General features: G+C 54.0%; 21 protein-coding genes. 9 read left to right on the forward strand and 12 right to left on the reverse strand.

From position 1 onward, the window contains the following. Positions 1-46: 46 nt before the first annotated feature. Together NR114_RS11250 and rcsA are read left to right on the forward strand one after the other, a co-directional pair. Positions 47-1,462 carry a pyridoxal-dependent decarboxylase gene (locus tag NR114_RS11250; protein ID WP_234530409.1) on the forward strand — a complete coding sequence of 472 codons (1,416 nt, stop codon included), beginning with the start codon at positions 47-49 and terminating at the stop codon, positions 1,460-1,462. A 747-nt stretch (positions 1,463-2,209) separates the two neighbouring features. After that, the gene (rcsA, locus tag NR114_RS11255) at positions 2,210-2,839 is read left to right on the forward strand and encodes a transcriptional regulator RcsA (RefSeq protein WP_044552189.1); all 630 of its coding nucleotides are present in this window, start codon (positions 2,210-2,212) and stop codon (positions 2,837-2,839) included. 233 nt (positions 2,840-3,072) lie between these two features. Here rcsA and dsrB read toward each other — a convergent pair whose 3' ends face one another. The 3 genes from dsrB to NR114_RS11270 form a co-directional block, all read right to left on the reverse strand. Then, positions 3,073-3,273 (reverse strand): protein DsrB, encoded by a 201-nt coding sequence (dsrB, locus tag NR114_RS11260; protein WP_020827577.1) that lies wholly within the window; start codon positions 3,271-3,273, stop codon positions 3,073-3,075. 334 nt (positions 3,274-3,607) lie between these two features. Then, a complete protein-coding gene (cspE, locus tag NR114_RS11265) occupies positions 3,608-3,820 on the reverse strand; it encodes a transcription antiterminator/RNA stability regulator CspE (RefSeq protein ID WP_004946278.1) in 213 nt (70 codons plus the stop codon). A gap of 284 nt (positions 3,821-4,104) precedes the next feature. Beyond that, on the reverse strand, positions 4,105-4,971 hold the full coding sequence (locus tag NR114_RS11270; protein ID WP_234530351.1) for an ion transporter: 867 nt from the start codon (positions 4,969-4,971) through the stop codon (positions 4,105-4,107). Between the two features lie 153 nt (positions 4,972-5,124). Between NR114_RS11270 and NR114_RS11275 the strand changes: the two genes are divergently transcribed. The 3 genes from NR114_RS11275 (at position 5,125) to NR114_RS11285 (ending at position 7,383) form a co-directional block, all read left to right on the forward strand. After that, on the forward strand, positions 5,125-5,493 hold the full coding sequence (locus NR114_RS11275) for a hypothetical protein (RefSeq protein ID WP_234530350.1): 369 nt from the start codon (positions 5,125-5,127) through the stop codon (positions 5,491-5,493). 512 nt (positions 5,494-6,005) lie between these two features. Further along, on the forward strand, positions 6,006-6,218 hold the full coding sequence (locus NR114_RS11280; RefSeq protein ID WP_041415483.1) for a hypothetical protein: 213 nt from the start codon (positions 6,006-6,008) through the stop codon (positions 6,216-6,218). Between the two features lie 157 nt (positions 6,219-6,375). Beyond that, entirely contained in the window at positions 6,376-7,383 is a 1,008-nt protein-coding gene (locus tag NR114_RS11285) for an NAD(P)H-quinone oxidoreductase (RefSeq protein WP_048760352.1), read from the forward strand. Between the two features lie 34 nt (positions 7,384-7,417). On the opposite strand, the gene NR114_RS11290 is transcribed toward NR114_RS11285, so the two are convergent. Beyond that, a complete protein-coding gene (locus NR114_RS11290; RefSeq protein WP_128865353.1) occupies positions 7,418-8,497 on the reverse strand; it encodes an endonuclease/exonuclease/phosphatase family protein in 1,080 nt (359 codons plus the stop codon). Between the two features lie 112 nt (positions 8,498-8,609). Further along, positions 8,610-9,662 (reverse strand): SDR family oxidoreductase, encoded by a 1,053-nt coding sequence (locus NR114_RS11295; RefSeq protein ID WP_234530348.1) that lies wholly within the window; start codon positions 9,660-9,662, stop codon positions 8,610-8,612. A gap of 113 nt (positions 9,663-9,775) precedes the next feature. Here NR114_RS11295 and NR114_RS11300 point away from each other — a divergent pair, with 113 nt between their 5' ends. After that, the gene (locus NR114_RS11300; protein ID WP_234530347.1) at positions 9,776-10,708 is read left to right on the forward strand and encodes a LysR family transcriptional regulator; all 933 of its coding nucleotides are present in this window, start codon (positions 9,776-9,778) and stop codon (positions 10,706-10,708) included. Between the two features lie 3 nt (positions 10,709-10,711). On the opposite strand, the gene NR114_RS11305 is transcribed toward NR114_RS11300, so the two are convergent. From NR114_RS11305 to NR114_RS11320, 4 genes are all read right to left on the reverse strand, one after another. Next, the gene (locus NR114_RS11305; protein WP_020827585.1) at positions 10,712-11,098 is read right to left on the reverse strand and encodes a YidB family protein; all 387 of its coding nucleotides are present in this window, start codon (positions 11,096-11,098) and stop codon (positions 10,712-10,714) included. Positions 11,099-11,190: 92 nt separating this feature from the next. After that, on the reverse strand, positions 11,191-11,439 hold the full coding sequence (locus tag NR114_RS11310; RefSeq protein WP_012145782.1) for a GlsB/YeaQ/YmgE family stress response membrane protein: 249 nt from the start codon (positions 11,437-11,439) through the stop codon (positions 11,191-11,193). 523 nt (positions 11,440-11,962) lie between these two features. After that, positions 11,963-12,865 carry a LysR family transcriptional regulator gene (locus NR114_RS11315; protein WP_116690233.1) on the reverse strand — a complete coding sequence of 301 codons (903 nt, stop codon included), beginning with the start codon at positions 12,863-12,865 and terminating at the stop codon, positions 11,963-11,965. Between the two features lie 53 nt (positions 12,866-12,918). Next, positions 12,919-13,692: an SDR family oxidoreductase gene (locus NR114_RS11320; RefSeq protein ID WP_116690232.1), complete on the reverse strand. Its 774-nt coding sequence runs from the start codon at positions 13,690-13,692 to the stop codon at positions 12,919-12,921. 267 nt (positions 13,693-13,959) lie between these two features. On the opposite strand from NR114_RS11320, the gene yjdN reads away from it, so the two are divergent. Then, complete coding sequence (yjdN, locus tag NR114_RS11325) at positions 13,960-14,376, forward strand: VOC family metalloprotein YjdN (protein WP_020827589.1); 417 nt, start codon at positions 13,960-13,962, stop codon at positions 14,374-14,376. A gap of 54 nt (positions 14,377-14,430) precedes the next feature. On the opposite strand, the gene NR114_RS11330 is transcribed toward yjdN, so the two are convergent. Beyond that, entirely contained in the window at positions 14,431-14,625 is a 195-nt protein-coding gene (locus NR114_RS11330; protein ID WP_020827590.1) for a hypothetical protein, read from the reverse strand. 165 nt (positions 14,626-14,790) lie between these two features. Between NR114_RS11330 and NR114_RS11335 the strand changes: the two genes are divergently transcribed. After that, positions 14,791-16,341, forward strand: coding sequence for a GGDEF domain-containing protein (locus tag NR114_RS11335; protein ID WP_020827591.1), 1,551 nt, complete (start codon positions 14,791-14,793; stop codon positions 16,339-16,341). A 340-nt stretch (positions 16,342-16,681) separates the two neighbouring features. Next, positions 16,682-17,584, forward strand: a complete 903-nt coding sequence (locus NR114_RS11340; RefSeq protein WP_130016368.1) for a Kdo hydroxylase family protein — start codon at positions 16,682-16,684, stop codon at positions 17,582-17,584. Here the strand turns inward: NR114_RS11340 and NR114_RS11345 are convergent. Beyond that, on the reverse strand, positions 17,581-18,675 hold the full coding sequence (locus tag NR114_RS11345) for an AAA family ATPase (RefSeq protein WP_046373209.1): 1,095 nt from the start codon (positions 18,673-18,675) through the stop codon (positions 17,581-17,583). The two genes, NR114_RS11340 and NR114_RS11345, sit on opposite strands and share 4 nt — an antisense overlap. A 62-nt stretch (positions 18,676-18,737) precedes the next feature. Next, positions 18,738-20,810: a phenylacetic acid degradation bifunctional protein PaaZ gene (gene paaZ / locus NR114_RS11350; RefSeq protein ID WP_234530346.1), complete on the reverse strand. Its 2,073-nt coding sequence runs from the start codon at positions 20,808-20,810 to the stop codon at positions 18,738-18,740. Between the last annotated feature and the right edge of the window lie 161 nt (positions 20,811-20,971).

Here is a 20,971-nt window from a genome sequence, read left to right on the forward strand (position 1 = left end):
AAAGAGTTTAGGGTGTCACTATTCCCCCTTACGTCCGGAGTTATCGATGCACCCACGTTTGCAGCAAGACCTTGACCAGTTTCCACAGATCCTCGATCACACCCGTCAGTTGGCCGAAACGTTTCTGAGCGGCATAAAACAGCGCCCGGTTTGCCCGCCCTTGGATGCACAGCAACTTCAGCCGGGTGATGACCAACTGGCCGAAGGTGGCAAGGGCGCGATCGCGGCACTGGACCACTTCTGGCAACGTTATGCCGAGGGGATCTCCGCCAGCGCCGGGCCACGTTACTTTGGCTTTGTGACCGGTGGAGCAACCCCGGCGGCACTGGCGGCGGATTGGCTGGTTAGCGCTATCGACCAAAATAGTCAATTGAGCCAGGATACCGTTGCCGCAGCGATTGAATTGGCGACGGTAGACCAGCTAAAAACCTTGCTGGGGCTGCCGGAAACCTTCAATGGCAGTTTTGTCAGCGGGGCGACCATGGCCAACTTTGTCGGTATCGCCATTGGCCGCCAGTGGCTCGGGCAGCAACGCGGCATCGACGTCGCCGCGCAGGGGGTTGCGGCCCTGGGCCCCGTACAGGTGCTGTCGGCGAATCCGCATGCCAGCAGCGTGAAAGCGCTCAGCATGCTGGGGATCGGTCGTGATGCGCTGAAAATTATCGACTGTCTTCCCGGCTCCGAAGCTATAGATCCGGCGGCGCTGGAACGGCATCTGGCTAGCAGCGTCGGCATACCGACTCTCGTCCTGGCCAGTGCCGGCACGGTGAATACGGTGGCCTTCGACGACCTTCAGCACCTGCTGGCGCTGCGGGAACGTTACCCGTTCTGGCTACATGTCGACGCGGCCTTTGGCGGCGTGGCGGCCTGTTCGCCGCTTTATGCAGCGCGCCTGGCAGGCTGGCAGCAGGCGGATTCCATCACCGTTGACGCGCATAAATGGTTGAACGTGCCCTATGACAGCGCTATTCAATTCAGTCGTCATCTGGCATTGCAGATGCAGGTGTTCCAAAACCATTCGGCCTATCTGGAAGCCCCCACGTTACGGCCGGACAACTATCTGCATCTGACCCCTGAAAACTCGCGGCGCTTCCGGGCACTCCCTTTATGGATGGCGCTGAAAGCCTATGGTCGCAGCGGCATGCAGGATATGGTGGAACGTAATGTCCGACTGGCAAAACTATTGGGCCAAGAGCTGACGGCCAGCGAGGGTTTCCACCTGCTGGCACCGGTCAATTTAAACGTAGTGTGCTTTGCCCTTAAAAATACCGAAGGCGATGCCGTTGCGGCACGCGATCGTTTTATCGCCCACCTGGATCGGCATGGCATCGTGCGTTGTACCCCTACTCGCTACAATGGGCAGCCGGGGATCCGTGCTGCGCTGGTCAATTGGATGACGCAGGAAAGCGATATTCATTTGACCCTGGAATCGATGAAGTTCTGTTTGCCGGACCTTGGCTAATCGGGAAAAGTGAAGGCTATTCCTTGCGTGGGACGCTCTATTATTACGGCCGGGAGTCAACGGCCGTAAACCTTTATCAATAATTTATAATTGACAGCCCGTAACTACGAAGAAATAGTTCAGCAAAACCAATTAATCACTTACTGACATTTTTCACATTTGTCGAAATAGCACGATTGGTCACATCAACTCGTTGTTATACCACCGGTTTTTTTAACAAAAAAACGCATTAATGTTAACTCTATGTGATTATTGATTATCACAAGTGATAAGGACTGGAAGAATAATCATTATCAAAAACAAAAGAATAAAACATAACACTATGATAATATTATTAAATATTAAGTCATACAAATAAAACAACATTCTCTGTGATCAATAAATAAGCTAAAAAATGTTAAAAAAACAACACATGAATTTTTTTTAAGAATTTTCCTAGCAATCTAAAATTTCGTTTCGTGACATGATGGGTTGAATCAATGATAAAAAGACCAGCAGGCACGCGGTTCAAGCACAAATTGGCGTTACCTCACGGCAATTCCTACGCCAGCAGATTATTCTGACTTAAGCTAAACTTATAGATTCACAGTGTTAATTAGTTTAGTAATAAAATATCGTTGAGTACAGCCGTGTTTATTGATAGAACACTGCTTCTACGTGAATTTTTTGTTCCTTTTTTTTGCCTTTTAGGCTTCAGGCTTTTTCTTTTTGTTACCGCGGTAAAACGGATTTAAGTGGGGGTGCGATATGCCAACGATCATTATGGATTCATGCAGCTATACCAGATTAGGTTTGACAGACTACCTGACAACACACGGAGTAAAAAAACGCCAGATTAATGCCATCAACGATATCGACGATCTGCACGAAAAGTGCAGCAAGCTGAAACCCAGCCTGGTTTTTATTAATGAAGACTGCTTTATACACGAAGCGAACGCTACGGAACGTATAAAAGGGGTGATTTCACTACACCCTGACACCTTATTCTTCATCTTTATGGCCATCACCAACGTACATTTCGACGATTATTTATATGTTCGTAAAAATGTCATCATCTCGTCAAAATCAATCAAACCAGAGACTATGAATCAACTACTTAGTCACTATCTGGAGAGAAAAGCGCCCCGCACGGAAAAAACCTCATTTGATCAGACTCCCGTTACGCTGAGCCAAACCGAGTCAAACATGCTGCGCATGTGGATGTCGGGTCAGGGTACTATCCAGATCTCCGACCAGATGCAAATTAAGGCCAAAACCGTGTCTTCCCATAAGGGAAATATCAAAAGAAAAATTAAAACGCACAACAAGCAGATTATTTACCATGTTGTTCGTTTGACCGACACCCTGACCAGTGGAATATTTGTCAATAGCCGCTAGATAAAGGTTTGTCGTTTAGTCTGCCAAACGTTGGTTTTAAATGTCTTTCAGAGTGTCCTGCTGGAAACCGCGCATTTAAATAACCTAAATACCTGCTCGCGACGATACTCTCGGCCGCGACGGGTATTCCCGTTTTAAAAACAGAGCTTTCCTCCCTTTCCGGGATAATTACCTAACGGAAATTTTGCGAATTAAATTAATGCGCCAGTGAAGTAACGGCCATTGTCAGGCTATTACTTGGGATCCGCCTGCCGGAGTTCAACAAAGGTACCATCACGGCTGTCAATCTCGTTAAAGAACCAAACACCGGCTGGGTAGTCCGGCAAAGAAACCAGGTACATGATCCCTTCGTTAAACTCTTCTACCGCCAGGATCACCCCTTCACGCCGTTGTTTGCCATCCGTCTTTACCGTGACCAGATCGTTAACTTTCATGCCGTACCCCATCATTTATCAGTGATGTCAGTGTATTACAAAATGAGGTGAGAAAAATACCGCGCCGGTAGTTAATCCGGCATCAACCTGTATGGATCCTGCTAAAGCGTAGCAGCCCAACGGCTTTTCACTTTCTTAACGTTTTGTCCGCAGAATCTTAAGCGCACAACGGTTAGTCTGTTTCCTGGTGCTTCCCCCCAGAGAAGTATCAGCAAATGAAGAAGTAACAAGGAACTTTTGCCCGCAGACTTGCGGGCTTTTTTTTGCCTGCGCCAAATTACAGACACAAAAAAACCCGCCTTGGCGGGTTTTTGTTAATCAGCAGAAGAGCCGATTAGATAGCGGTAACGTTAGCCGCTGACGGACCTTTAGCACCGTTCTCGATAGAGAACTGTACGTTCTGGCCTTCAGCCAGGGTCTTGAAGCCTTGATCCTGGATAGCAGAGAAGTGTACGAACACGTCTTTGCTGCCGTCTGCTGGAGTGATGAAACCAAAACCTTTAGACTCGTTGAACCACTTCACTTGACCTTTGATCATGTTAGACATGTCTAATTCCTTCAATATTAAATGTAAGCCACCATGGGCAAGATATAGCCGGTCATCAGTTACTTATGGAGGCACTAGAAAGGAAATTCGTCAGTGAAGAGCTATCTAGGATAACGCTTTAAATTTGAACTACTTTACTCAAAATGTCGTGCATAAATAGGTCTGTACCACAGGCCGAGAAGCATTAACTCATGATGGGACTTTAATAGCAACTCTTTTTGTTAGCCCCTCGGTGGAAACGGGGCTAAACGCACAGGATTTAACCCATTTTGCTTGTTTTTTGGTCATTTCTGGTTCTGTTTACCCGATAATGGGGGCAATCGGCTGCCGCAATATTTGCAAAATATTGCCTCCGTCTCGTGGCCACCTCGTTGACATTGTTCACAATTTCGCCTTTCACGACTGCGTTGCAGTTCTTGCGACATGTAAGCTGTCAGAATACCGGTCGGTACCGCAATGATCGAATAGCCCACCAGGATTAGGACCGCGGTCAATAATCGGCCCAACGGAGTATGGGGAACGATATCGCCGTAGCCCACGGTGGTCAGCGTGACGACCGCCCAATAGATAGCCGCCGCCAGGCTGGTAAACCCGCCGCTGCCGCCCTCTATCGCATACATCAAACCGCCAAAGACGCACAACACCACGGCGACAAAACCAAAAAACATTGCCAGCTTATGGCGCGCTAGCTTGATGCTGCGCCAAATCATGCCCATTTCGCTCATGTAACGCAGTAGTTTCAATACCCGCAACACCCGCAATATCCTCAGGACACGCAGCAGCATGACGAATTCCATCGTCATCTGCGGGAACAACCAGATGATGTACAGCGGCAGCACCGTCAACAAATCGACCATGCCGAAAAAACTTAATGCATAGTGTTGCTCAGGTGGCGTACTCCACAGGCGTAACAGATACTCAAGGGTGAAAATGCCGGTAAAAATCACCTCGGCCCAGAAGAACAGATAAATGGCCTGCCGTCCGGGCGAATATAAGGCACTGCCCCCCGGCTCGAGGAACAGCAGTATCACGCTGAGCAGCGCGGCACCTATCCAAAAGGTTTCCATTCTGCGCCCAATGCGCGAATGGTTATCGAACAACAGCCGATAGCTGCGCTGGCGCCAACTGAGCGCCGCGGTGTCAGTAGTCATAGTCCAATGTCTTATAACGGGAAGTTGCTCATATACTAGACCTGAACCTTTACGCCGCCAACTCTCCGCCCCTTCTTCAGCGGCTACAAATGATAGTAATTCTCGCCTGAGTAATTTATAGTTGCGCTGCGTAACTATAAAGGGAGGTTGATCATGCTTAGAGGGCATACGCTGGCAGCATTTTGCTGCACCACACTATTAATATTGAGCGCCCCAGCCCAGGCGCTGGACCTGTCCTACAAGGCACCCGAGCCCAGCATCAAACCCACACCCGCACCCAAAACCGCGCTCGGCCCTGCGGAAAAAACTGCCAAGGCGCCCGTGGTCTGGTCGGAGTCAGAAGATAAAACCGGTTTTCGCGTCGATCTGGAATGCGATCACCCCGGGTGTAGCCAGAAGCGCACCAAACCGTATTCGTCGCTGAACAGCCCGGTGAAAAAAACCGACCGCCGTCGCCAGTCTGATCCCTATTCCACCAATCAGGATCCTGAGTACAGCGTGAATATGGGTTATCAATGGTGACCGTGCTTTAAGAGTTATCCCTATATCGGCAGCAACGCACACTTCATACAATGGCTTCCTGTTCACCACTCCTCCTGGTGCTGGACACAACAAGCTGTGTTGCAATTTTTTATGCGCCTCCTTATAGGCGCTTTTTTTATGTCTGAATATCAGCCAGTTACAACCTTACAGAATGGTCTCATTGCAGCTCAATGTGATAGCTGTCACAAATAACGCCTCTTAAGCCACGCTTTATCGGAGGTTAGTCAGATGGCGACTGAATATTTATCTTTGCTGGTCGTATTAACTGGCATTGCAGGGTTTGCATTGTATAAACACTTTAAATCACTGAAGAAAAGTACCCTGCTGCGTCCGCACGACCGTTGATGCAACGGTGGTTTGGGGAATGGCATCAATGCTGTGCCCCAAACCACACAACCGCACTTTGTCATTTTTTTATCACAAAATTGTCACAATATAGCCATATCATGGTCGGCGATTATCCGCACTGGCTCAACACCAAGGATTTCGTTATGACCACCATGATTAAAGCAACAAACCACCAGGAAGCCGAAAAGCTGATCCGCTACGGCACGGCGAAAAAAATCGAACTGGCCTATGACATCGACAGCGATGATTTTTTCCAGCTCGCCAGCCTGTGGTGTGATAGAGGTGCCAAAATTTCCAAAGGGAAAGAACACTTTATCGTCTCGCTAAAAGGTTTTCGCATCCCGCCAAATGATTGATGTTATGCCGCCCTTGCGGCGGCGCCCCCTTCCCCCGAAAAAATCGCCCTGTGAGCTACACTCTCTCCTTAGCATTTCAGTAAGATAAATCATCAATTACTGCAGCTGGTTACCTAGATGGGTCACTGCGCCTGAATGCCAACCGAGGAGAATCGTCATGTCTGCGAACCCGCAACTGCCCAGCACCATGAAAGCCATTGAGATCAGCCAGCCCGGCGAACCGGAAGTTTTGGTTGTCGCACAGCGGCCGCTGCCGTCCCTGCAACAAGGGGAGATCCTGGTGAAGGTCGCCGCCGCCGGGGTTAACCGCCCTGACGTGTTGCAACGCCGCGGCCAATACGCACCGCCTCCCGGCGCATCGGATATCCCAGGCCTGGAGATCGCTGGCGTGGTGGTCGCCACCGGCGTCGGCGTGCAAAATTATGCCGTTGGCGATAGCGTATGCGCCCTGATTGCCGGTGGCGGCTATGCCGAATACTGCAAGGTGCATGAAAGCAATGCGCTGCCGGTCCCCAAAGGATTTAGCCTGGTCGAGGCAGCAGCCATTCCGGAAACCTTCTTTACCGTGTGGGTCAATGTGTTCCAGCGCGGCAACCTGAAAGCTGGCGAAACCGTTTTGATCCACGGCGGCACTTCCGGCATTGGTACCGTCGCCACCCTGCTGGCGAAAGCTTTCTGTGCTCATGTGATTACCACCGTTGGCTCGGAAGAGAAGCGTCAGGCCAGCCTGGCCTTGGGGGCCGATGTGTCGATCAACTATCGCGACGAGGATTTTGTCGAGCAGACCCGGCACGCAACTAACGGCAAAGGGGCTGACGTGATTGTCGATTTGATCGCCGGCGACTACCTGGCGAAAAACTACCAGGCGGCAGCGATGGATGGCCGCATTGTGCAAATTGGCACCCAGAATGGCGTGGTGAAGGAGTTGAACCTGATGCCGTTGCTGCTCAAACGTCTGACCCACACCGGTTCCACGCTGCGTTCGCGAAGCGTTGAAGACAAAGCGGGTATTGCCGCCGATTTGCTGCAAAAGGTTTGGCCATTGCTGGATCGCGGTGCGTTAAAACCGCAAATCTTCAAAACCTACCCGCTGGAACAAGCAGCCGAAGCCCATGCGTTGATGGAGTCGAGCCAGCACATCGGCAAGATCATGCTGACCCTCTAATCTGTGCCCCGCAGCCTAGGCTGCGGGGCCTGTTTCATCTGCCTGGCGTATGTACGTCTTCAGGCGTTGAGTCGGTACTGTCTAACTTTTCCTGCGCCAGCGCTTCATCTTCGCTGTCTTTCTCCAGGCTTTCCTGCTGCGCCCCCTGCTTCGGCGAATACACCAACTCCACCATAATCGGGAAGTGATCTGAACCGACGCTGGTCAACCGACGCAGCGATCCGAGCACGAAATCATCGCTGTGGAACACGTGATCCAATGGCCAACGCAGGAACGGATAACCGGCATGAAAGGTGCTGAACATGCCCCGACCACGGCGCGGATCCAACAAACCGCTGACTTTAAGGAACAAACGGGTGGTGGTCGACCAAGCCACGTCATTCAGATCGCCGGTCACAATCACCGGAAACTCCGATTTGGCCGCACTTTTCCCGACCATCACCAGTTCGGCGTCGCGGTCTTCCGATTCCTCGTTTTCAGTCGGGCTCGGCGGCATCGGGTGAACGCAGTGCAGGCGCACCTGCGGCCCATGCGGCAAATGCACCATCATGTGCATCGACGGGATCTGATCATCCACCAGATATTGGATCTGCGCATCGCTGAGTTTCAACCGCGAATAAACGTGCATGCCATACAGATTATCCAACGGGCATTTCAACGTGTACGGATAATCCTGCTCCAGTACCGAGAGCTGCTGTTCCCACCAGCGGTCGGTTTCCACCGCCACCAGCACGTCCGGACGCTCGGTCGCCACCAACGCCAGCAGCTTATCCGCCTGGCGATTGGGTGTTAACACATTGGACACCAGAATGCGGATACGCGGCTTTTTTTGATAGCCGGTAAAGTCCAGCACCTGCGGTTTGCTCAGCCGGGTGTAAGGGTAAATCCAGGCCGCCTGGTAAACCACACAGGCCAGGTTCAGCGCCATCATGCCCCACACCCAAGGCGACAGCGGCACAAACAGCAGATTCAGCAACAACACCAGTAGCGAAAGCGCCAGTATCTGCAGGCGGGGAAAATCCCACACCCGAATCCACCAGGCTGCATGCTTTGAAAGCGGCGCAATAGTCACCAGCGCCAGCAAAAGCGTCAGTATGGCGGTAATCCCTGTCACGTTTATTTCCTCATTCTCATCGGCCTGGGCCTGTCGGGATGACGGCCTCTTGGCTGCCGTATCTGGCGGCAGCCAAAGATTGCCATAAAAAACCTATCCCCCGCCAGCGGGCTTAAGGAATAATCTTGCGACGACGGAATTCGTCAAACAGTGCGAACAGCATCGCTTCGGTGTCGACAAACTGATGAAAGCCAAAGCGGCGCGCCTTGCTGCCGTCGGCAAACATGTCGTAATTCCACGAGAAAACAAAGTCGGCGAAGCGCCAGCTCGCCACAGCGCGATAATCCGCTTCGGCCAGGCCATGCTGCTGCGCCAGCGCCTGCCACAACTCGCTTTTGTCTGCCATCACCGACGTCAGCGGCATAGGCAGCGGCGGCGCCACTTCCAGACCAAAGTAGCCGGCAATTTTCGGCCACATCTCACTCCAACGAAACAGATCGCCATTGTTGATATTAAACGCCTGATTGGCCGCCGCCGGTTCCGTCGCAGCCCATAGCGTGGCGCGCGCCAGCAGACCCGCATCGGTCATTTCCAGCAGGCTGTGATAGGCCCCCGGATTGCCGGGGAATCGCAGCGGCAACCCCAGAGACTTGCTGATGGAGGCATAGACCGCAATAGTCAGGGCCAGATTCATCGGATTGCCGAGCGAGAAGCCCCCCACCACGCTGGGCCGGATCGCGCTCCAGCGCCAATTTTTGCCCTGCTGACGCCGTTCAAGATAGCTCTGCTGCTCAAGATTAAACTCCGGCGGCATGTGCCCGGCATCGCTTTCCCGCGCCGGCGTCTTGAACGGCCCCAGATGCGCGCCGTAAACTTTATAACCCTGCATCAGGCTGATGTGCTCCAACCCTTGCGCTATCGGCTCCAGCGCCTCCACCACATTGGCCAACATCGCCAGATTCGGTGCAACCAGCCCAGCCCAGTCCGGCGCATCCTGATAAGCGGCATAGAAAATATGGCTGACCTCGGTTAGCGGGCGCAAGGCATTGCGCGTCGCCTGAGCATCCAACAGATCGACCGCCACATAGCGCACTTGCGGCCGATTGACGCCCCCGCGTCGTGACAGGCCAACCACCTGCCAACCTTGCCGTTCCAGTTCTTCAATCAGCTTGCCGCCAATCACGCCGTTAGCCCCGACTACCAACGCCAGTTTTTCATTTTGCATAGGTCACCCCGCTCGCTTTTGTTTGAGGCCCTCACTGTGAGTGATTAGCAAAGCTTGCGGTAGAGGCGTAGTGTTACTAACACTTATAAGTAAAATCTATAACTGGAGCGCTGATGGACAAGATGAACGCCATGAAGACTTTCATGCGGGTCGCGGAACTGGGCAGCCTCTCGGCAGCCGCCCGCGACTTGGGCCTGACGCAGCCGGCGGTCAGCCAGCAGATTACCGGTCTGGAACAACAACTGGGCGTGCAGTTGCTGTTTCGCAGCACCCGCTCCGTCACGCTGACCGACGCTGGCGGCGGCTATTATCGACAAATCAAACCGATTCTGGCGGCGGTGAGTGAAGCAGAGGAAGCGCTGCACGGCATGCAGCAGCGGCTGCAGGGCCCCTTGCGCATCCACGCCCCGACCGGCTTCGGTCAACAGCACCTGACGCCGCTGGCGATAGCTTTTCAGCAACAGCATCCGGAATTGAATATCGAACTGTTGCTCGACGATCGCCGGGCTGACGTGATCGGTGAAGGTATCGACGTGGCAATCCGCTTTGGCGAATTAAATACGCCGGGCACGGTGGCGCGCCGGCTGGGGGAATTACAGCGTATTTTAGTGGCTTCCCCGGCCTATCTGGCAGCGCAGGGCGAGCCGCAAACTCCCGCAGAGCTGGCGAGACATCCGCATATCCGCTATAGCGGCTTGAGCGACGGCGATGCGCTGACCTTAATTGGCCCTCAAGGTGCCGAGGTAGTGAACCTGCGCCCGGTCTTTCGCGCCAACAATACGTTTTCGCTGCTGGCGGCCATCGAATCAGGATTGGGTATTGGCGGAGCACAGCGCCCGCTGATTGGTCGGCAACTGGCCAACGGCAGCCTGGTACCGGTGTTAACGGCCTGGCATTATCCGCCGATGGCACTGCATGCGGTTTACCCCGCAGCGCGGTTTATTCCCGGTAAAGTCCGGGCCTGGGTAGATTATTTGCTGGCGGCGTTGGGGAGTATTGAGGGAATTAGGGTGAACAAAGCCCCCGACAAGGTGCCAGGGGCATAAAGATTATTTGAACAGTTTACCGACCATGTCACCCAGTTCGTTGCTGTTCGACTGCACTTCGCCATTTGGCGAGGCCGCGTCAGCGACCGTTGGCAGGAACTGTGCAATGGTGGCTGAAGCCTGAGCCGGATCGATCCCCAGCTTTTCCGCCAGTTGGTTGATGGCATCGCTGCCCAGCGCTTGCTGTACGTGATCGCCGCTAATCTGCTGGTTTTCACCGTTGCCCAGCCACGAGCCGACCACATCGCCGAATTGACCCTGGCGGAACTTGTCCAGAATCGCCTGCAGGCCACCCTGCTGCTCAACCCATTGCATAATGGCGACGTAATCAATGCCCTTACCGTTGGCACCGCCCAGAATGTTGCCCAATACGCTATCAAACAGACCCATGGTATTCCCCTTCCGATCGTCGGCTCTGCCGCTCGACCGCAGTGATTTAACGAAAAAGGGCCGCCGCAGCGACCCTGTTGATCAGCAACTGATTAGCTTCTGATCTTTCTGTAGACAAAAAGCACCACCAGGGCACCGATGACCGCGACAACAAAGCTGCCCAGGTTGAAGCCATCAACACGGCCCATACCGAAGAAGGTACTGATATAGCCGCCGACAACCGCACCGATGATCCCCAGAATAACGGTTACGATAAAGCCGCCGCCGTCTTTGCCCGGCATAATCCATTTAGCCAAGATACCGGCGATTAACCCAAAAATGATCCAGGAAATGATGCCCATTTTTACTCTCCCTATTACTTTTTGCCCAAAGAAACTCTGTTTTCAGGCCCGCGTCGGCGCCTGATCCAACCCTGACGATACTTTCACAACCACAATCCTGTTGCCCTGTGCTGACCGTTAACGGCAGCGCGATGCAGGGTGAATCTTGATAAACACGCATATTCACACTGTTACTATAGACAAATATCAGCAGTTTACCCATTTCCGTGTGTCTGAATTTAGCTGTGCAAAAATCAACCGCATTCATCAAGCTGTCATTACTCCGCGCTATAACAACAGGTGAATATTGCTGCAGGGGACAGACCATGACCAACACACCGTTTCTGCTGATACTGGCTGCAATCTATGCGCTGGCCGCCGCCTGGGACGGTTCTGCCGCCTTGTTGTTCCAGTGATGTTACACGCGCTTTGTCACTTTTCGAGTGGTTTTAAATGTGTCTTGTTTTGTCTGCAAATTTAATCAGTTGAAAACGAATGACAAATAGCGAGCCGTTTGGATAAAAATCCCATTGGCTACCGGGCCTCAATTTTCGCAAAAGGGCTTGATGAGGTGGCTGAACCACTCGGCAAAGGCGGTTAAACGCGCCGAACGTTGGCGGCGGTGAGGATAAAGCAACGCAATGCCCATTGCCGGTGGCCGGGCCTGCGGCAAAACCTCACATAAGCTCCCGTTGTCCAGGTAGTGCTGAACATCAAAGCGCGGTATCTGAATCATCCCCAACCCTGCCAGACAGCACCCAATATAATTTTCCGCATTGTTTACCGTGACCCGGCTACGCAAGATTTTTTCCATGTGCTGATCGCCCCGTTGCCAAACCCAGGTATCAGCCCCGGCCAAAGTCGGCTGCGCGTAGCCTACACCCCAATGTCCCGCCAACTGCTCGGGATGCTCCGGCGTGCCGTAACGTTGCAAATAGTCCGGGCTGGCGCAGTTGATCATGCTTAATCGCCCCAGCGGCTGGCTGACCAGGCTACTGTCGCTGAGACTGCCGACGCGCACCACGCAGTCGATCCCTTCCTGGATCAAATCGATCGAACGGTCGCTGGCGCTGAGAAACAGTTGAATGTCGGGGTACTGCACAAAAAAGTCCGGCAGCGCAGGCACTATCATTCGCCGGGCTATGCGACTGGGCACATCGACCGTCAAACGACCGTCGATCGGGCCGTTTTGCCGATGAAACAGGCCTTCCAGTGTTTGAACGTCGAACAACAGGCTGCGCGCTTTTTCGAGCAACAGCTCACCGTCGCTGGTCAATTGCACCCGGCGAGTGGTGCGGTGAAACAGGCGGGCACCCATTTCGTGTTCCAGTTGTTGTATCGCCGCCGAAACCGTGGTTTTTGGCATCAACAGGATTTGCGAAGCGCGGATGAAACTGCCCACCTCAGCAACCTGGATAAAAACCCGTAATCTCCCTATTTTATCCACCGGCTGTGCGTCCTGATTAACAGGCTGCGGCCCGGGCCGCAGCAGAATTAAGGTTAACGGGTAGTATAGCCACCGTTGGCGAACAGCGTCTGCCCGGTGATCCACCAGCCGTCAGTGACCAAAAATTTAACGATCGGCGCAATGTCCTCGATATCGGTCAGACCGGTTTTCGAGAACTTGCTCAGCGCGGCGGCACTGCTGTGGTACTCCACCGCCTCCTTGCTTTCCTGGCCATAGAAGAACGGCGTATCCATTGGTCCCGGACCAATGGCGTTCACGCTGATGCCGCGTTCGCCAAACTCCTTGGAAGCCGCGCGGGTAAAGTGCTCCACCGGCGCCTTGCTGCCCGGATAGACCGCATAAAATGGCGTATAGGCCGCCAACAGCGAGCTGACAATGGTCACAATTCGGCCGTTATCGGCCAAATGTTTACCGGCCTGCTGGATAAAGAAAAATGCCGCTTTGGCATTGATGTCGAAACTGCTGTCGTAATCGGCTTCGGTCACTTCGGCAATCGGTTTTTTAATCACCAGACCGGCGGTATTGATGGCGATGTCCACCTTGCCAAACGCCTTGACGGCCTCCTCAAACAGCAGCGCCACGTTAGCCGGCTGGGTGAGATCGCCCTGCACCGCAATCGCCTGGGCACCTGCCGCCTTAACCGCCTGCAACGTTTCCTCCGCGGCGGCACGAGTGGCGTCGCTGTTGTAGTGCACCACCACGGCCGTCGCGCCGTTGGCGGCCAAATCACGCGCCACCAGGCCACCCAGGTTCTTGGCGCCGCCAGCGATCAACACCACTTTTCCATTCAAAGATTGCTTGCTCATTACAGTGACTCCGTTAGTGAAGGTTGCAACGAGTATAGAAACTGTGACCGCTCAGATAATCTGTCCAAATTGGGATGAACCATCCCGCTTTTTCGGCCAATAACAACGATCAGGCCGTTAATTTCCACAGCGTGATCGCCCGCCGGGCATTCGGCGTAAATCGCACTACACTTGTAAGTTCCCGGCAGCAATAGTCACAACCAGAAACTATTGTCCCTCGCCCGTGGGATGCAAAACGCCTGACGGGCCACAACAGAGGTCAATGTCATGTTGATTCAACCCTATCTTTTTTTTAACGGTAACTGTGAACAGGCGATCAACTTCTACCAGCAGCAGCTGGGCGCCAGAATCGAAATGATTATGCGCTACAAAGATATGCCCGAGGAGGCCAAGCAAGGCGGTCCTCAGGACGTCAATCCAGAGTCCATCATGCATGCCCGTCTACTGATTGGCGAAACGGCGCTGATGGCCTCCGATGGGTGTCCGCAGGACGGCGGCGAAGCTTCGCATAAAGGATTTGCCCTGTCGCTGGATCCGAGCGACGTGGAACAAGGCCGAGCATTATTCGAGAAGCTGGCGCAGGGCGGCCAGGTCACCATGCCATACCAGGCCACCTTCTGGGCCAAGGGTTTTGGCATGCTGACCGACCAGTTCGGGGTCAATTGGATGATTAACGTTGAATAACCCGTCATCCCGCCAGGGTGTCCGCCACCGACAGCGGATACCCTGGTGCCATGGTCAACGGTAGTGATACCAGTCATAAGCCGCCATCGCGAACAGCACAAACAGCACCGTCAACAGCACCAGTCCCAAACGCCAATAGGGCGATTTACGCTGCCGCCAGGCAAAAATCATCATTAGCGCCAGCACACCCAAGGTCAGCGGGTAATAAACCACCAGCGTCAGCAAAGTAATAATGATGTAGTCAGACATATGCGTGAACCCTGTATTTTCTATGCCGGTTTTGCGGCGAATTGTAACACTCCGCTTGAGTGGCTCATGCATTTTTGATGTTAAGGGAGTAGTGGTCGGCGTGATTAACGAATAAGATGTAAGATTGTTCTTAACACGATTTAAAGACTTTATAACAAGGGTGACATGACACAGCAGCAACCGCAGGATGCCGAACGGCCACGCAACGGTAAAAATTCCCCGTTACTTTTTCAGGCCGGCGTATTTGTCGTCATCGTTGCCGTCACGCTGATTCTGTTTAACGGCTGGCAGATTTGGAATGCGCACCAGCGCGACTTGCAAAGTGCCGAAAATGAATCGGCCAACCTGGCCCGCTCTCTGGCACAGCATGCCGATGACACCTTTATGCAGACCGACACTACGCTGTCCGATCTGACCGAACGCATTCAGACCGACGGCCTGGGCCAACCGCAACAGCTGCGACTACAGAAAGTGATGCAAACGCAGGTTGGCAACCTGCCCCAGTTGCATGGCCTGTTTGTTTACGATGCTCAGGGGAACTGGATCGTCACCTCATCGGGCCGGTTCATACAAAATGCCAACAATGCCGATCGTGAGTATTTCAAATTCCACCTGAGCCACAACAGCAACGCGATATTTATCGGCAAAGTGGTACGCAGCCGCTCTACCGGTGATTTGATCATTCCGGTCTCACGTCGGATCAACAACCCGGACGGCAGCTTTAATGGGGTGGTGCTGGCCACGCTGTATGTCGATTATTTCCGCCAATTTTACGACACCTTCGCACTGAACAGTGACGCCTCGCTCAACCTGCTGTTGGCGGACGGCACCATTCTCTACCGCCGCCCCTACTCCATTGCCGCGATTGGCAAAAATATTTCGGAAGGCGTGTTGTTCCGCGAAATTCTACCCCACTCTGAGTTCGGCAATGCCACCATCACTTCGCGGTACGACAAGGTGGAACGGATCTACGGTTATTCGCGGGTTAATCGCTATCCGCTGGTGATAGCTGCCGGACTGTCGAAGGAAGATGCGCTGTCCGACTGGCGTAATGATACCGGCGTGTTTGCCCTGGGTGGCGCGACGCTGTTAATCATTTTACTGGCGATGGGTCTGGTACTGATGCGCCAGATTAACCACAGCGTACGCACCGAAGCTGAACTGATGCGCACCCGCGATCAGCTCACTACCATCAACCGAACGTTGGAAGAGTTGGCGTTGCTGGACGGGTTAACCGGCCTGGCCAACCGCCGTCAGTTTGATATCGCCATGAAGAACGAACTGATGCGCGCTTCGCGCAATTACCGCAGCGTGGCGTTGCTGATGCTGGATATCGACTGTTTCAAACAATATAACGACATCTACGGTCACGTAGCCGGCGATCAGTGTCTGCAACAGATTGGTCAAACGTTGAAAGGGCTGGCGTGCCGCAGCAACGATATTATGGCCCGCTATGGCGGTGAGGAAATGGCCATTATTCTGCCGGATACCGACACTCAGGGCGCACTGATTTTCGCCGAACGGGTGATTGAATCGGTGCGTGAGCTGAAAATACCGCATACGGGCAACCCTCACGGTATTGTCACCATCAGTATTGGCATCTTCGCCAAAGTGCCGCATATGTATAACGACACGCCAATCGGCTTTATTAATCAGGCCGACAGCGCCCTGTATCAAGCCAAAGCCCAGGGGAAAAACCGCATTTATCCCGCCTGACCCATTGGGCCGTCTCCCCCAGAGGCGGCCCCTGAATTTGTTTTTTTTCGGCTCGGAAAATCAAAATCAACCCGCTGATCATAAAACTAAATTTAATTTAAATCGTTAACCTACTTTCGCTGATAAATTAATTAATGCCCATTAAATCTATTTTTATCCATTCGTGCCATTAGCCGCATCGTTTAATATCTGTTTACTTTTGGGCGCATTTTAATAGTGCTAGGATAATTTAATCCAGCCATTAGCATCAACTAGTTCAATTCAACAATAATTCCCGCTGGTTATAAATCCCTTTCAAATAAAAAACAATTAAAGTATCCCCCCATCGCAAGGAGATATTATGCGCGCGGATAATCTTACGCCTGAACAGGTGTTAATAACGTTGCCACAGCAACAGTGGGATAGCGCCCCAGCGCCCTTTTCCCCCTCTGCCGTCGAGGCTCTCGAGCAAGGTAAAATCGTGTTTTTGCCTGAACTGGCGTTTCCTATGTTAGCCGGTGAAATGGCGCTGCTGGATCCCGCGTTGGTCGATACAAAACGTAAAAACATCAGCTACTGGCCAGAAACGAGCAAATTATCCGGCGTAGCAATAGCCGCGCAGCAGCCACAGGTCGAGACGTTGCTGTCACGCTATTATCAAACCTGCCTGCAACTGGTTGCCACCCTGCTCCCCCACTACCAACAAGCCCTGCATTCGCCGGTCAACACCCTGCGCCTGCATCCGGTTGCGGCCTGGCGCAAGACCAGCTCATGGCGCAAGGATGATAGCCGGCTGCACGTCGATGCCTTCCCGTCGCGCCCGAACTATGGTGAGCGCATTCTGCGCATCTTCACCAACATCAACCCCAATGGCGAACTTCGCCAATGGCGCATCGGCGAACCCTTTCCTCAACTGGCGCAACGCTTTATGCCGCGCCTGGGCCGCTATTCACCGCTGAACAGCTGGCTGCAGCACAAGGTCGGCATCACCAAACGGCGCCGCAGTCATTACGACCACCTGATGCTACAACTGCATGATGCCATGAAAGCCGACCAGCACTATCAGCAACAGGGCCCGCAGCTGGCGCTCGACTTGCCGCCGGGCAGCAGTTGGATCTGTTTCTCCGATCAGACGCCACACGCGGCGATGGCGGGTCAGTTTATGCTGGAGCAAACTTTCCTGTTGCCCGTCACCGCAATGAAAAATCCACAGCAATCACCGCTCAAGGTACTGGAAACCCTGCTACACCAGCCCTTGATCTAATCCGGTTCCGCCAGCAGGGTTTCACCCTGCTGCTGTGCCAGTTGATAGTGGGTAACCTCGCTATGGCGGCCAATCAGTTCGGCAAGCTGCGGTGAGTGGCTGGTGATCCACAATTGGCTATAACGGCTGGCTTCTGCGATCAGCATGGCCAATGCCGGCAACAGTTGCGGATGCAGACTGTTTTCAGGTTCATTGAATGCCATAAATGCCGGCGGACGCGGGCTGAGCATCGCTACCGCCAAACAGAGGAAACGCAGCGTGCCGTCGGAAAGTTCGGCACTCTCCAAGGGGCGTAAAATGCCGGCACGGTGCATCAATAGCTGGAAGCGTCCCTGAGGGGCCTGAATTTCAAATTCGCTGTCGGGAAACGCCTGCGCCAGAATGTCGCGCAGCAACTCGCCGTTGCCGATCTCGCAGATGGTTTCAAAAGCGGCCGCCAGATTACTGCCGTCATGCGCCAGCACCGGTGCGCGAATACCCACCTGAGGCGCTCGCAACGGTGAACCGGGCCACACGGCAAACTCGTGGTAAAAACGCCACTGCCGCAGATTCTCTCGTACCTGGGACACTTCAGGATACAGATGCGGATCGGCAAGCTGACCAAATACCGATTCCTCCGCATGGAGACTGGCAGGATAAGTGGCGCGATCGCCCTGGATATTCGTCAGGAATGCACTCTGGTTGCGCCTTTCGAGTACCCGGGTTGAAGGTCGACGACCGTGGCCCGAGATCCACAGTGACTCCTCTTTGACCAGCGGGTCGAGTTGAAACAGGCTGCCGGTCGGCTCAGGGAAGCCTAGCTGCAGCTGATAGTCGAAATCATCCAGAGTGGCTGACAACAGCATCCGTTTCGGATCGCCCCGGCGATCACCCGGTCGCAATCCGCCGGCCCACATCGCCTTCTGAATGCCCCCCTCTTCAGCCAACGCAGCAGAAAGCCGCCCACAGGCGGCCTCGTGGATCAATCGCACCGCTTTATACAGGTTAGATTTTCCGCAACCGTTCGGGCCGCTGATCACATTCAGACGGCCCAATTGCAGCTGCAAATTACGTATAGAGCGAAAACCGCTCAGTTGGAGTTGTTGGATCATCGTCGCCACAAACTCTGTGTCAGGAGATGGTGCATCTTACCATGGCACCATCTCACCGGCCTTTAGCTTGTCGGACCGAAGTCCCCTTCCTGCCGCGCCACCAACGTCAGGATACTGTACAGCGCCACCGCCTGCTGATGTTGGTTGAGTACCTGAACATCCCATACCACCACGCCGTGTGGACGATCCTCCGCCGTTTTCTGCGGCTTACGGATTTTCTTTTTGCAGGTCAGCCGTACTTGAAGGGTATCGCCAATCTTCACCGGCTCGATAAAGCGCAGGTTTTCCATACCGTAGTTGGCAATCACCGGCCCGACACCCGGATCAACAAACAGCCCGGCGGCGGCAGAAACCACAAAGTAGCCGTGCGCGACCCGCTCGCCAAACAGCGATTCGGCCGCACCGATCTTGTCCATATGGGCATAGAAGTGGTCGCCACTCAGGCAGGCAAAATTGACGATATCGGCCTCGGTCACGGTACGCCGCGCCGTCAGCAGGCTTTCGCCCAGGCGCAGTTGCTCGAAGTATTTGCGGAACGGATGTACCGGCTCTTCAATCACCGTCGCGCCGCGCACCCACTCACGGCCGATTGCCGCCAGCATAGCCGGACTGCCCTGAATGGCCGTGCGTTGCATATAGTGTTTTACCGCGCGTAGCCCACCCAATTCTTCACCGCCACCGGCTCGCCCTGGCCCGCCGTGCACCAGCATCGGCAACGGAGAACCGTGGCCGGTGGACTCCACCGCTGCCTGTTGATCCAGGATCAGCATTCGGCCATGCGCGCAGGCGGTGGCGCGAATAAAGCGCGTCGCCAGCGCCTCATCGGCGGTCACCAGTGAGCCAGCCAAACTCCCCTGGCCCATTAACGCCAGCTCAATCGCCTGTTCGGTATGCTGATAGGGCATCAGCGTCGCTACCGGGCCGAATGCTTCGGTGCCGTGCACCGCCTGATGGCTAAAGGGATCGGCACAGTACAACAGCGTGGCCGGATAAAATGCCCCCTGCTGCACGCCTGCCCCGCTCACCTCCAGGTTATCCGTTCTCGCGCCGCACAACGGTTCGCAACCGTTATGCAGCAGGAAATCCACCTTCTGTTGCACATCGTCGCGCTGTTCGCGGCTGACCAAGGCCCCCATCCGCACCTGTTCCAGTTTAGGATCGCCCACCGTGACGCCACTCAGCCGCTGCAACAGCGCCTGCTGTACCTCTGCCACCCGTTTCGCCGGCACGATAATCCGCCGAATTGCGGTACATTTTTGCCCGGCCTTGGCGGTCATCTCGCGGCACACTTCTTTGATAAACAGCGCAAACTCCGGCATCTGCGGCGTAACGTCCTCGCCCAGCACGCAGCAGTTGAGCGAGTCTGCCTCCATGGTGAAAGCAATCGACTTTTGCAACAGGCGCGGGTGCGCACGCAGCTGCTGACCGGTCTGCGCCGAGCCGGTAAAGGTCACCGCATCCTGATAATCCAGATGTTCAAACATATCGCCAACGCCACCGCATACCAGTTGCAACGCGCCCTCTGGCACCAGACCGCTGTCGATAATCAGTCTGACCATCGCCTGCGTCAGCTGCGCCGTGGCGGTCGCCGGTTTGATGATCGCCGGCATGCCGGCCAACCAGGTGGGCGCCAGTTTTTCCAGCATCCCCCAGCAGGGAAAGTTAAAAGCATTAATATGCAACGCCACGCCAGGGCGTGAAGTCAGCACGTGTCGGGCGGCAAACTGCGCCTGTTTGGACAGCGGGATCAGTTCGTCTTCCGGCCACAGGGTATCGTCCGGCAGTTCGCGCCCTGCCAGCCCGGCATAGGCAAACAGCGTGGCGATACCGCCTTCGATATCCACCCAGCCGTCACTGCGAGTCGCGCCGGTCTGGTACGAAATCTCATACAGCGTTTCTTTGTTGGCCAGCAGGTGCTTAGCCACCGCTTTCATCATTTGCGCGCGCTGCTGGAAGGTCATCTGTGCCAGCGCCTTGCCGCCCTTGCTGCGCGCATACTCCAGACTGGCGGCCAGCGGTAGCCCGTCGGAACAAACCTGATACAGCGGTTGGCCGGTGACGGCATGGTGGATTTCACGGGCTTTGCCCTGGCCGTACACCCAGGCGCCAGAAAGATAACTGTGTAGCTGCTGCATTTGCTCCTCCGGAATTCATAAATTTACACCACAAGGATTAATTACGTATCACATATTGTCCAGTTTTCACCAGAATGAAATTTAACAAAATAAAAACAACCAGACATTGAAAGCGCTCAGACAGGCGTTTTACCCTCATGAATTAATTTTTAATCTCATTT

Source organism: Serratia sp. Ser99, from assembly GCF_024519545.1.
Taxonomy (GTDB): domain Bacteria; phylum Pseudomonadota; class Gammaproteobacteria; order Enterobacterales; family Enterobacteriaceae; genus Serratia; species Serratia liquefaciens.